Here is a 12,622-nt window from a genome sequence, read left to right as displayed (position 1 = left end):
CAAACTTAAAATTAATTTCTTTCAGATATATGAATCAATCCTTGATCAAATATATGCTTAACATGTTCATCATCTAAGGAATAATATACAACTTTTCCGCTTCTTTTATATTTTACCAGCCTTGCTTGTTTCAGAACTCTTAATTGGTGTGAAATTGCTGATTGAGTCATTCCAAGTACTGCTGCTATATCACAAACACACATTTCTGCTTCAAATAGCGTACATAAGATTTTTATTCTTGTAGAATCTCCGAGTACTTTAAATAAATCTGCTAAATCATAAAGCGTTTCCTCTTCCGGGATGGATCCTCTTACTTTACTAACTATATCTTCATGAATTATTGTACAATTGCAAACTTCAATATTATTGCTATTATTATTCTCCATCTTTATCACTCTTTTCTTGTGAATATTTGAATATATGAATACTTGTTCATATGTATATTATATTAATCTTCTTATTATTTTGTCAATAATAAAAATCAATTATTAAAAAATTTTATTTTATTGAGCAAAAAGATGCTTAATTATATACATATTATTTTTATTCCATTTTAAAAAAAAGTTCAAGTGTTATATTTTCTCTAACACTTGAACTTCCTAAATTTAATTATATATATTATTTAAAATCAATTTTTATTGCTTGATCTCTTAGAATTTTATAATCATCCTGAGAATAAAAACCTATTTTTTTAATCTTGCTCAAATTTACATTATTATTTGCAAATGTACGTATTTCAGTATATGTTCCATTTTCTCTATCAACTTTATCTACTAAATAAGTTTCTCCCAAATCTATTTCATTTCCTTTTTCATCATAAAAATTCAAGCTTGGATCATATACTACTACACCATCTTTTTTATAGTTTATTTTTATTACATTCTTATCAAATTGTATATCTTGAATTATTATCTTTCCATTTTTACTAATATCTAATGTTACTGGAAGGTTGTACAATTCCTTTAATATAAGCTTCTTTTTTATATTTTCACCTTTCCATTCTATTGGTACTAATGTAATAAACTTTGTTTCTTTATTTGCTTTTATAAATTCATAAGAATTTGTGACCTTTCCATAGCGACTTCCGGCTAAATCAGTATTAAGTACATCTAGTGAATTTCCTTTATCGTCAAATAATGCAAATAAGGAAAAAAATCTATCATTGCTAGTTTCTTCTGATATAACTATTTGATTTCCAAATGGTGATAATATAACCTTATCAATATTTATGTTATGCTGATAATCACTTAAATTAATAGTTGCTTTTTTATTAGGATTAACAGAAGTGGTATCAACCTTAACATCATTCTTATTAACCTTAGTAGTAAGTTCCCAGCTTCCTTTTTTCCCAAAAATCTCATCACATTTTATTTTCAAGTTAAAAGTATCATTAATATTAACTTGAGAAATATTTTCCCTTTTCATTACCTTAAGCACTTTATCTGACTTAAAATATGCATCTAAATTATTATTGTTTCCTGAATATCTGTCGTCACCATTGATACTTGTTATAAGAAATGGTGCTGCAAAATTAGCTGTCCACGGAGTGTCTTTTTCAACTTTATTTATAGGCTCAGTACTTTCAATTGTATAAAAAGTATTTAAAAAGCTATCATCAACTGCAATGTTATCGAGTGTTACCTTTATACCTTTGTCTTCTACAGAAATACCTATAGCTTTATTAAACTCATCAAATTTACCTTTATCTGATATATACTTTTGCTCATATTTCCCACTAAAAAAGTCTACAACACCTTTTATGAGTTCCTTTCCCTGTGGTGTTATTGCAAAAACAGTTGTAACATTTAAAACAATAATTGCTGCAACTATAACTATTACTTTACGCGATATTATTCTACCTGTTTTTCTATTTTCCAATTTATCTAAGGAGGTACTTATTGATTTGTCAAAAGCTTTTGGTGTTTCCCAATTTTCATTTTTTATTTTAGACTTAACTAAATCATCAAAATCTCCCATCTATACTCCTCCTTCACTTTCATCTAATATAACCTTAAGTTTAGCTTTTGCCCTGCTTAATCTCGATTTTATCGTTCCTTGAGAAATGTTTAATACTTCACTTATAGATTTTATGCTCATATCTTCGTAATAAAAAAGTATTAAAACTGTTCGAAATTCTAATTCTAATTTATCTATTTCATCCATAAGTTCATGCTGATTATTTTCTTCATAATACAGATCATAAATAGTCATATTTTCTTCAAGCTTGACCTTCTTTTGCCTTTTTAGTAATGCATAACACTCATTCACAAGAATTCTCATAAGCCAAGGCTTAAAACACTCCCTATTTTTAAGCTTCCCTAAATTTTCAAAAGCTTTTAATATACTTTCATTAACAGCATCTTGTATATCATGTTCATTTTTAACTATTCCCTTTGCAAGCCTATATAAAGGCAATTTATTAGCTTCAATGAGCTCAATAAATTCTGTTTTATTAATTTTCTCATTTATGCTTTCATCCGCTCTGTATTTACTTAAATTATAAAATCGCAAAACTTTAGTTCCAATACTCACTGCTATCCCTCCTTACACTATTAAGATAAATAACTATAGTAAAAAGTTCCCTTATTTTATTTTTTAATTTGTATATAAACCATACTCTTTATAAATAACCAACGTATGTTCTCTTACACAAATAAAGAAAGAGAACTATATTTAAATTTAGTTCTCCTCATTCACACTATTATATTTTTCAGCTTAATGTCCAAGATTCAAGCATTCACCTAATAATAATAGCTATCACCAAGCCAATAACAATACTAAAATGATATTTAACTCCAACTTGGCCTATAAGTCCCATACTTCTGCCCTTTGTTTCAGCTGTTTTCTCATAGGATGAGAAAATTAAAATTGATTTATATGGAAATAGTAAAATTACTGGTATTAATATAATTAAAGGATATATATTAATTAGTACTAATCCTAAAGTTAAGAGAAATAATATTACCACATTAAACATCCATAACTTCTCGGCATTTTTTTTACCTAAAATGATAGGCAACGTTTTTCTACCAGCTTCTTTATCCTCTACTATATCACTTAAATTATTAGTCAGTAAGATTGTTCCAATAAATAATGCTGTTGGAATTGCAACTAATATAGTGCTTAAATTAAAGACACCTGACTGAATATATATTACTGTAGTCGTTATTCCTATCCCCATTGTTAATCCAGAAACAATTTCACCAATTGGCGTATAAGAAATAGGCATTGGTCCAAAGGCATATAAAATTGAAATAGTTCCTCCTAGAATTGCAACAAGAAGTATGTAGTAGCTTGTCTGACTAGCAATAAAAACACCTATTATAAAGGCGATTAATTGATAAAAAAATATAATTGTCAAAACTCCCTTTGTGGTTACTTCTCCACTGATTAAAGCTTTTTCATCAGAACTCTTATTTACATCCGCTCCACGTTTAAAATCAAAGTAATCATTAATCATATTCGTAGCACTTTGAATCAATATCATGGCAAAAGCTAATAATAAAAAATATAAGATATTAACTCTTTCAAAAGCATATTTTGAATAAATTGATCCAAGAATTACAGGAACTAACCCTGCCACAAGTGTTTTAATATCCATAAGTTTAATTATTGTTTTAAAACTCATTATTCTCAACTCCTACAAGCTTTTCATTTTATAATTCTATCTAAAATATCAAGAAAACTTAAATATTAATATTTTTCTTAGTTAAAAATACTAATTTTACTTCTAAATACATATCTTCTACTATAATATATAAAATCCTTTATTTATAGAATAAATCTTCAGTGAAACTAAAAAATGCAGCCAATTATGGCTGCATTCATATAAAATATAAAGATTATGAGAATATCAACTAACAACTAAGCTGATACAATATAAATTATACCTTTATAGTGCATATTTATATATGGTTTTCTCATGGAATTTATTCATTTAAATGTAAAAAACAGATCAGGTATTTCTACCTGACCTACTTTTACTGGCTAAGTTTTTGTGCAATTTAGCCTCTAACAGTATATCACATTTTCTTAAAAATAACTATTTAATTTAAAATTTAGTTTATTATTTAAATTTTAATCGTGAAACCTTCTTCCTTTAAGTAAGCCATATCTTTAAATGTTTTAATGACAATATTGCCATTTATGTTGTCAAAATTTGTTTTAATGTCATCTTTGTAGAACCCTATAAAAGTATATAAAGATTGTCCTTTGTCAATATCAAGATTGATCCAACTATTTTTTTCATACCCATCAACTAAAATATTGCTACTTTCAATATATAATTCTTTTTCACTTTTATTCTCAACTTGAATCTCTACTTTTTTATAATATGGTCCATGTTTATCAATACCTAAGTATGTAATTTTAACATACTCATTATCAACTAACACTTTTTTATTATCTTCTAAAAAAGCGGTTCCATTTGAATCAAAATATAAACCGCAGAAAACACTGTCTGTAATAAGTACTCCGTTCTCATCAAGAAAATAAACTGCATTTCCATCTTTCAACCAACCAGTTTTCATAGCTCCATCACTTCCAAGATAATACCAAGCTACATTACAATACTTTAGCCAGCCAGTCTGCATCTTACCTTGTTTGAAATAGTACCATTTCCCATTAATTTGTTTCCAACCATCACTAAAAATATTATGTCCATCATCTATCCAACTCCAGCTGCTATCAATGTTCTGTCTCCACTGAGCTGAAGCTCCAACTTGAACTGTCCCTAAAATCAGTATCATTGAAAGTAACCCAGATAAAAGTTTCCTCATTTTTAAATCACCTCTTATTTACTAGTATAATATGTTTTTGAATATTCTTCCATAATTATTATTTAGAGTTTTGTATTACAAATAAATTGTAGAAATAAAAAGTGCAGACAACTTAATGACTGCACTTTTATTAAAAAGAGGGACAATATAAACTTTAGTGTTTTAAAATACCTTATTTTTCTACGTTTATCAACATACTTTCTGATATATCACAAGTATTTCTTATATCTTTTGATTAATTTTATATTAACATATTATCACACTATAATCTAGATTTATTTTAATATTCCAAGAAATATTATTCGACAAAATTACAAAAAAGTAGTAACCATTTTATGCAATGTTTACTACTTTTAATGTTGAGAAAGAATAATCTACTAGGGTAAATAGATTATTCTGAATACTGGGTAATAATTTAAATTTGGTAAGGGATAAATAATTAAATTATTTATATATATAATATAAGATAAATATGTCAATATTGTGACAAGCTATAATTTATTTAAAAATTTAAAAGACAGGTTAAATCTTTTAATTTAATCTGCCTTTTAAAGCTTTTTATATAATTTGTAAAAACTCTTCATAAGTTTCTATTTTGTCCTCTCTATGATTATTTTCTAGCCAAATATTATAAGTTGCAATATTTGCTTCTAATCTCTTTAAATCTAATATTGTACCATTTTTCTGTTTACTTTCCGCGTACATATTTATTTTTATTAAATTTCCCATTTTAATCCACTCCTTAAATCCTTTCTCTTAATTTCTTAAATTTATAATAACATATTATTAAATAATAATCAATATTAAATAATAATTTTATTTTAAAATTGCCAAGTTATCATATATTTTTCTAACAAGAATTTGCTATTTAAAATTTTAAATATTATAATTTTCTCATAAGACTTATTAGGCAATTCTTTTATTCTTAAAACTGATAACTTTAAATACTATTGTTCCATATAATGCTGATAATACTGAAGCAATCATTATACATATTTTGGCCATTGATAGTATCTCCATGTCAGTAAAAGATAACGATGAAACAAATATTGACATTGTAAAACCAATCCCCCCCAAAACACTTGCTCCATATAAATGTCTTTTAGTTACACTTGCTGGAAACTTTGCAATTTTAAATTTGACTAATAAATAAGAAGTTACAAATATTCCAACCTGTTTTCCAATAAAGAGTCCAAATATAATCCCTAAACTTACTGGCGAAAATATGTCCTTAGAAAAAGTTTCAAAACTAATTTCTATCCCTGAATTTGCAAAAGCAAAAATTGGCATTATTACATAACTTGACCAAGAAGTTAATTTATGTTCGAACTTATATAACATTGAAGATTTAAATTTATGAATATTTTCTCCAATAGGAAGTGCCATTCCAAGTAGTACTCCAGCTATTGTCGCATGTACTCCTGATTTCAAAAAACATAACCAAAGCAATATGCCCAAAATAATATAAACTGATACATACTTAACTTTTAATTTATTTGCTAGCAAAATGCTTATAAATATCACTAGCCCCATAATAAGAGCAAGCCATGAAATTTGGCTATTATAAAATATTGCTATCACAAGAATAGCTCCTAAATCATCGACTATCGCTAATGCTGTAAGAAAAACAACTATACCTTTAGGTGCATTTTTTGCAACTAAGGAAAGCATTCCTAATGCAAAAGCTATATCTGTAGCCATTGGTATTCCCCAACCTGAAATTGTTGGTTCTCCAATATTAAATAATACATAAATAATTGCTGGAACAACCATTCCACCTATAGCCGCAGAAATTGGAAGTATAGTCCTTTTAAAAGATTTTAGTTCCCCAAACACAACTTCCCTCTTTATTTCCATTCCAACAACTAAAAAAAATATAGTCATCAATCCATCGTTAATCCAACGATGAACAGACATTGATATAGATAATTCTCTATAACCTATTGATATATATGCATTAAGTACATTCTCATATATATGATTATAGTTAGAGTTTGCTATTATTATTGCAACAATGGCACATACCAATAGTAATATTCCACTTGAAGACTCACTCCTAAAAAAATGTAAAAATGGATTTATCACTTTTCTTTTGATTTTATTATTCATAACTTCTCTCCTTCTTCATATTCTCAGTAAGTATTTTATAAATCAAATTAAAAATTCATTTAAAATGAAACACAAAAAAAGATGGAAAAACTCAAAATGAGTTTCCCACCCCAGAAACCAATTGCTTGAAAGTAAATTATAAAATTTACCCAACCGTATCTAATCAATATTAATTTATCTTCTTAATTGAGTATATAATATTTTAATACTATAATCAAGTTTTAATATTAATCTTCTTCATCCAATTTTTTACAGCAAACATCTTTTTCTTCTTTTCTTAGAATTCCTCCCGTATTTCCAGTTGGTGCTGTAGTAGTTGGTGTTGAAGTAGTTCCACCTAGACTCCCTACTGCACCACCTGTAGCTCCTCCGGCAGAACCTGGTGCTATCATTTTTCCTGTATCCTGATTTGTCATCCCCCCCCCTCCCTTTTCAACATTTACTATTGCAACACCTAATCCTCCCCCTGCTCCACCAGATGCACCACCTACTAATCCATATACACCAGTTGAACTACCAGTACTACTTTTTCCAACTTCGCTTTTATTTACCGTTCCCAATTGAGCTGCTGCTCCTGGACATTTTATTAGGTTTTCTTGCCATTCTAGTACTTCATTAATTGATTTTGAAATAATCTTTTCTAACATTGAAAGGGTTTCCTTTATATAGAATTCTTGATATTTGCAACTTTCTTTTTTCTCATGTTTATGTTTTTTATCTCTAGTAAGAATTTTACTTTCTGCATACCTGTCATCTCCAATTACACCAACTATAGGTGCTCTATTAATTATAGTATTAATTTTAAGACTTAAACTAAATAATTCTGTCAAATCTTTGCCAGCAAGGCTTTCCTTATTTTTTCTTTCCTCAAAGATTGATTCATTGCTGATATCATATACTATTCCTTCTATTGATACATAAGCAGGTTTCCCATTTTTTCCATCATATTGTTCTAATTCTTCTAAATCAAATTCTTTTTGTTGTCTATGAAAATCACAATCAATTCCTAGTAATTCATCAATTGTTGCGAAATTAAAATAAATTCTCATATCAGCCTCTTAATAATTTCTATTCATAAATATATGAAATTTCTCTTCAAAAAAATTCATATAATCTATCTGAAATTATATTCAGTTAATATACTTTCCCTATTCTTAGTTTTATCATTAAAATATTCGTAGAAAGATAATCCTAAGAAACTTCCTGTAATATTGTAGACATTGTTATAGCCTAAATTTTGAAGTGCTAATGTAGCATTATAGCTTCTTTGGCCAGTTCTGCAGTGAAGATATACAGGCTTCTCCTTGGGTATTTCATTTACTCTTTGTCTAAGTTCGCTTAATGGTATATTTACAGCATTTTTAATATGTCCATTAGCATATTCTCCTCTTTCTCTAACATCAATTATATAAGCATTATGTTCTACTAATCCTCTCACTAAATCCACATTAACTTGTTTAAAATCTCCATTTAAAAGATTAGATCCAACATAACCTGCATAGTTAACTACATCTTTTGCTGTTGAAAATGGTGGTGCATAACATAATTCTAAATCTTTTAAATCTTCAATTGTTCCTCCAAATTTTATTGCTGTAGCCACTACATCTATTCTCTTTGTAACATCACCTTTTCCTATGGCCTGAGCACCTAAAATCTTTCCTGTTGGAACTTCAAATAACAATTTAAAATGCATTGGTGCCGAACTTGGCATTATACCAACCTTATCACTTAGAATAACTCTTACAACCTCATATTTTATTTTCATGTTAAGAACATTTATAAGAGCTTCATTTAAGCCTGTTGACGCTCCATTATAATCGAAAACTTTAATGGCTGACGACCCGATATATCCTTTGTTTAGAGCTTTTTTCCCATTTATATGATCAGCCACTGCTCTAGCTTGTTTTAGTGCTGGTCCCGCAAGAAATAATTTTGCTACTGTATGAGTTAATGCATTATAAACTTCTATTGCATCTCCAACTGCATATATATCCTTATCAGCTGTTCTATAATTCTGATCAACTTTTATTGCACCTGTTTCCCCAATATCTATAGCTGCTTCTTTTGCTAGTGTAGTTTCTGGTGACACTCCTATAGCCATAACTACCACTTTAGAACTAATTTTTTTACCTGATGCTAAAATTACTGTATCCTTTTCAAACCTTTCAACTTTATCTTCAACTATTAAATTTATACCATGGTCATAAATTTCTTTATGTAATATTTGGACCATATCATAATCAAAAGGTCTTAGTATTTGATCTGTTCCTTCAATTAAAGCTACATTATAACCTGCTTCCCTTAAATTTTCTGCTGCTTCAACTCCAATAAAACCTCCGCCAATAACAGCTATATCCTTTACATCAATAGACTTTATGTATTTATTTAACTTATCAATATCAACAACATTTCTTATTGTAAAAATATTAGCTTCTTCAATTCCTAGAATATTTGGTACAATCGGCTTTGCACCTGGAGATAATATTAATTTATCATAATTTTCCTTATAACTTTCACCAGACACTAAATTTTTAACGACCACATATTTTTCTTCTTTATTTATTGATAAAACTTCATTATTTACTTTAGCTTGAATATTATATTGAACTAGGAATTTTTCTGGACTCATTAATACCATTTTATCTGCTTCATCAATCAATCCACTTAAATGATATGGAAGTGAGCAATTTGAAAAAGATACATGAGGCCCCTTTTCAAACATAACAATTTCATCTTCTTCACTTAGCCTTCTTAATCTTGCAGCTGCAGATGCCCCTCCCGCAACTCCACCTACAATTAAAATTTTTCTCTTCATAAATATTCCCTCCTACAATAGTAAATTATAATTGGATATTTTTTCACTATTATCCATTAACATCGATTTTATTATTATTATTATATACTTTTTTTAAAAATTTCATTGTGATTTAGTCACACAAATTATACCCCTTTAAAAGGAGCAGCTATGCACCTTAGAAAAGAGCAGCTATGCTGCAATACGGAACTTTTCTGCAATTAGAATCATTTTAAAAAAGACCAGCTATCTTGAAGATTATTTTTTAATTTTGACTTGTTATTTATTTTCACGTGCCTAATTTTTTCTAAAATAGTTGTTAAATGATAACTATTCTGTTATAATTTTTTTCAAGAAATAATAATTGTTAAAGGAGATAATTTATGAATAAAGATAAATCTCAAAATTTAATTTTAAACATGGTTAACTTTTACACTTTATTTAGTGTTGAATTTATAGATCTAATACCAGACCTTACTAATTCAGAAATAACACCACTACTTTCAAGAATTTTAAATTTTATACATTTTGAAGGGACAACTACAGCTACAAAAATAAGCAAGAAATTAAACATTACAATTCCAAATACTAGTAGAAGCATTAATACTTTAAATAAACTTGGTTATATAGTAAAAAAGCAGGATGAAAATGATAAAAGGGTCATCTATCTATCACTATCTGCTAAGGCTATTAACCTTATTCTCTCTGTGGCAGGAGCAGGCGAAAGTAAATTTTTAGATAAATTTAAAGTTCTATCTGAAAATGAAATATTAGAACTTTCCCACTCCTTCTTAAGGCTTCAGGAATTACTAATTAAAATTCGTGATTTAAACTTACAAGATAATAAAAAGAAATCATAAAAACCAAAGTTAGTCTTATAGAAACTACATATATTTAAGGAGCTGATTCACTATGATGATTAAGTCTATAAAATCTAAACTAATTATATTAATAAGTATCTTATTACTTGTTGTAAGCACAGGTCTAGGAATTATTTCATATATTGATGCATCAAATGCTTTAGTGTCAAATATCGAAAAAACTCTACCTCAAATTGCAACACAAGCCTCGAATACTGTTCAAGCATATTTAGATAATCAATTAAATTCTATGGAGGTTACTGCAAAAGTTGCTTCCTTAAGTAATGATAGTCAAGATAAGTTAATGACAATTTTAAAAGCTGAAGCTAAAAGGAATGGAAGCCTTAAGATGGGATATGCTGATGCTAATGGTAATATAACCTATACTGATGGTAGTCAAGGCAATATAAAGGATACTAATTATTTTAAAAAATCAATGGCTGGAGAAAATCTAGTTAATGATCCTATACCAAATGAACAAAAAAATGCACTTATAATGATATATTCAGTGCCAATTAAGGATGATAAATCTGTTGTAGGTGTATTAGTATCAATAAGAGATGGTATGGAACTTAGTAATTTAATTAAAAAAATATCATTTGGTAAAACTGGAAGTGCATATATGATTAATAGTCAAAGTAACAGTATTGCATTTAAAGATCCAAGTATGCCTTTAAGCCAATACAATTCAATTAAAGAAGCTGAAAAAGATCCATCTCTTAAAGCTATAGCTGAAATGCAAAAAAGAATGATTAATGGAGAGACAGGCTTAAGTTCATACACTTATGGCGGAAAAGAATCTTATGGTGGTTTTGCACCAATAGAAAAAGAGAAATGGTCTGTAGTTGTTATTTTAGAAAAAAGTGAACTTTTATCTGAGCTTGATTCCTTAAAAATCTCTACAACATTAGGATCGGTATTTTTCTTAATTTTAGGGGTTATAATTATATATATTATTTCTCATCGATTATCTACAAGAATTAAGTATTCTTCAAATGCTCTAAATATTTTAGCTACTGGAGATTTTACTAATATGATAAGTGATAAATATTTAAAATATAACGATGAAATTGGCGATATGGCTAATTCTATGAATAAAATGCAGAATTCAATTAAGGATATGATAACAGTATCTAAAGATAGTTCATTTGTAATAGATACAAATTCAAGTAACTTATCAAATATATCTAAAAATATGGTTCTATCTTCAGATAATGTTGCAAGCTCAATGCAAGAAGTGGCAAGCGGAATTAATGCACAAGCTAATGATTTAGTAGAAATCACTGGTATTTTGAACAATTTCAGCAGTAAACTTGAAAACATAGTAGATAACATCAAAGATATAGATGAAAATACACTCTCAATGAACGAACTTGCAAATAATAGTAGTTCGAATATGAAACTATTAATGGATTCAGTAAGTGGCATAAGCTCTTCTTTTAAAACTTTATCTGATAAAATACTTGCTTTTGGAATCAATATAAAAGAGGTAAATAGTATAGTCAACATAATAAATTCGATAGCAGATCAAACAAACTTATTGGCACTTAATGCATCAATAGAAGCTGCTATTGCTGGTGATGCTGGAAAAGGGTTTGCAGTTGTAGCAAATGAAGTTAAAGTTTTAGCAGAACAAACAAAAACATCTTCAGAAAATATCACAAAATTAATATCTGATATTTCTAAAGATACTATTGTAATTACAGAAGATACTAATAATATGAATTCAGAACTTAATGGTCAAGTAAATATTATAAATGAAACAATGAACTCCTTTGAAAATATAATTGCTGCAATTAAAACTGTAATTCCAAAAGTACAGGCTGTGAATTTGTCAGCCACAGAAGTAAATACTGAAAAAGAAGATATTTTAAACAAAATTGAAGGCCTATCGGCTATTGCAGAAGAAATTTCAGCATCTTCCGAAGAAATAACAGCTTCAGCAGATGAAATGCATAACCTATCAAATGATGTGGCTTCAACAGCAGTAACTTTAAATGACATGACAAAAAATCTAATTGATGAACAAGATAAATTCAAGATTAGTTAAAACAACAATCAATTTAAATGATAAATGTTCA

At 27.9% G+C, this 12,622-nt stretch carries 11 protein-coding genes and 1 other annotated feature; of the genes, 2 read left to right on the top strand and 9 right to left on the bottom strand.

All coding sequences use genetic code 11. The features are described from left to right. Positions 1–11: 11 nt before the first annotated feature. The 9 genes from CSPA_RS13965 to CSPA_RS13930 all read right to left on the bottom strand — a co-directional run bounded on the left by CSPA_RS13965 (position 12) and on the right by CSPA_RS13930 (position 9,702). A complete protein-coding gene (locus CSPA_RS13965) occupies positions 12–386 on the bottom strand; it encodes an ArsR/SmtB family transcription factor (RefSeq protein ID WP_015392951.1) in 375 nt (124 codons plus the stop codon). 232 nt (positions 387–618) lie between these two features. Next, a complete protein-coding gene (locus tag CSPA_RS13960; RefSeq protein ID WP_015392950.1) occupies positions 619–1,977 on the bottom strand; it encodes a DUF4179 domain-containing protein in 1,359 nt (452 codons plus the stop codon). Next, complete coding sequence (locus CSPA_RS13955) at positions 1,978–2,532, bottom strand: sigma-70 family RNA polymerase sigma factor (protein WP_015392949.1); 555 nt, start codon at positions 2,530–2,532, stop codon at positions 1,978–1,980. 205 nt (positions 2,533–2,737) lie between these two features. Next, positions 2,738–3,628, bottom strand: a complete 891-nt coding sequence (locus CSPA_RS13950) for a prenyltransferase (protein WP_015392948.1) — start codon at positions 3,626–3,628, stop codon at positions 2,738–2,740. A 442-nt stretch (positions 3,629–4,070) separates the two neighbouring features. Beyond that, positions 4,071–4,778, bottom strand: a complete 708-nt coding sequence (locus tag CSPA_RS30780) for a PspC-like choline-binding domain-containing protein (RefSeq protein ID WP_015392947.1) — start codon at positions 4,776–4,778, stop codon at positions 4,071–4,073. Between the two features lie 558 nt (positions 4,779–5,336). Continuing rightward, positions 5,337–5,507, bottom strand: a complete 171-nt coding sequence (locus CSPA_RS30160) for a hypothetical protein (RefSeq protein WP_015392946.1) — start codon at positions 5,505–5,507, stop codon at positions 5,337–5,339. A gap of 177 nt (positions 5,508–5,684) precedes the next feature. Continuing rightward, positions 5,685–6,887, bottom strand: a complete 1,203-nt coding sequence (nhaA, locus tag CSPA_RS13940; protein WP_015392945.1) for a Na+/H+ antiporter NhaA — start codon at positions 6,885–6,887, stop codon at positions 5,685–5,687. 99 nt (positions 6,888–6,986) lie between these two features. Then, positions 6,987–7,042, bottom strand: a sequence feature (sodium ion sensor (DUF1646 type); this cis-regulatory element may regulate processes involved in with the transportation of sodium ions). A gap of 72 nt (positions 7,043–7,114) precedes the next feature. Continuing rightward, entirely contained in the window at positions 7,115–7,936 is an 822-nt protein-coding gene (locus tag CSPA_RS13935; protein WP_015392944.1) for a cytochrome b5-like heme/steroid binding domain-containing protein, read from the bottom strand. A gap of 65 nt (positions 7,937–8,001) precedes the next feature. Next, positions 8,002–9,702 (bottom strand): FAD-dependent oxidoreductase, encoded by a 1,701-nt coding sequence (locus CSPA_RS13930; RefSeq protein WP_015392943.1) that lies wholly within the window; start codon positions 9,700–9,702, stop codon positions 8,002–8,004. A 362-nt stretch (positions 9,703–10,064) separates the two neighbouring features. Here CSPA_RS13930 and CSPA_RS13925 point away from each other — a divergent pair, with 362 nt between their 5' ends. Next, positions 10,065–10,541 (top strand): MarR family winged helix-turn-helix transcriptional regulator, encoded by a 477-nt coding sequence (locus CSPA_RS13925; protein WP_015392942.1) that lies wholly within the window; start codon positions 10,065–10,067, stop codon positions 10,539–10,541. 52 nt (positions 10,542–10,593) lie between these two features. Continuing rightward, positions 10,594–12,591 carry a methyl-accepting chemotaxis protein gene (locus CSPA_RS13920; protein WP_015392941.1) on the top strand — a complete coding sequence of 666 codons (1,998 nt, stop codon included), beginning with the start codon at positions 10,594–10,596 and terminating at the stop codon, positions 12,589–12,591. Positions 12,592–12,622 lie beyond the last annotated feature (31 nt).

It is taken from the genome of Clostridium saccharoperbutylacetonicum N1-4(HMT) (assembly GCF_000340885.1).
Lineage (GTDB): Bacteria > Bacillota > Clostridia > Clostridiales > Clostridiaceae > Clostridium > Clostridium saccharoperbutylacetonicum.
The sequence above is the reverse complement of the archived record's forward strand: the minus strand, read 5'-3'. Positions and strand labels throughout refer to the sequence as shown.

Coding starts and splice junctions, on each gene's coding strand:
- CSPA_RS13965 (WP_015392951.1), bottom strand. CDS start 386: ATGGAGAATAATAATAGCAATAATATTGAAGTTTGCAATTGTACAATA.
- CSPA_RS13960 (WP_015392950.1), bottom strand. CDS start 1,977: ATGGGAGATTTTGATGATTTAGTTAAGTCTAAAATAAAAAATGAAAAT.
- CSPA_RS13950 (WP_015392948.1), bottom strand. CDS start 3,628: ATGAGTTTTAAAACAATAATTAAACTTATGGATATTAAAACACTTGTG.
- CSPA_RS30780 (WP_015392947.1), bottom strand. CDS start 4,778: ATGAGGAAACTTTTATCTGGGTTACTTTCAATGATACTGATTTTAGGG.
- CSPA_RS30160 (WP_015392946.1), bottom strand. CDS start 5,507: ATGGGAAATTTAATAAAAATAAATATGTACGCGGAAAGTAAACAGAAA.
- nhaA (WP_015392945.1), bottom strand. CDS start 6,887: ATGAATAATAAAATCAAAAGAAAAGTGATAAATCCATTTTTACATTTT.
- CSPA_RS13935 (WP_015392944.1), bottom strand. CDS start 7,936: ATGAGAATTTATTTTAATTTCGCAACAATTGATGAATTACTAGGAATT.
- CSPA_RS13930 (WP_015392943.1), bottom strand. CDS start 9,702: ATGAAGAGAAAAATTTTAATTGTAGGTGGAGTTGCGGGAGGGGCATCT.
- CSPA_RS13925 (WP_015392942.1), top strand. CDS start 10,065: ATGAATAAAGATAAATCTCAAAATTTAATTTTAAACATGGTTAACTTT.
- CSPA_RS13920 (WP_015392941.1), top strand. CDS start 10,594: ATGATGATTAAGTCTATAAAATCTAAACTAATTATATTAATAAGTATC.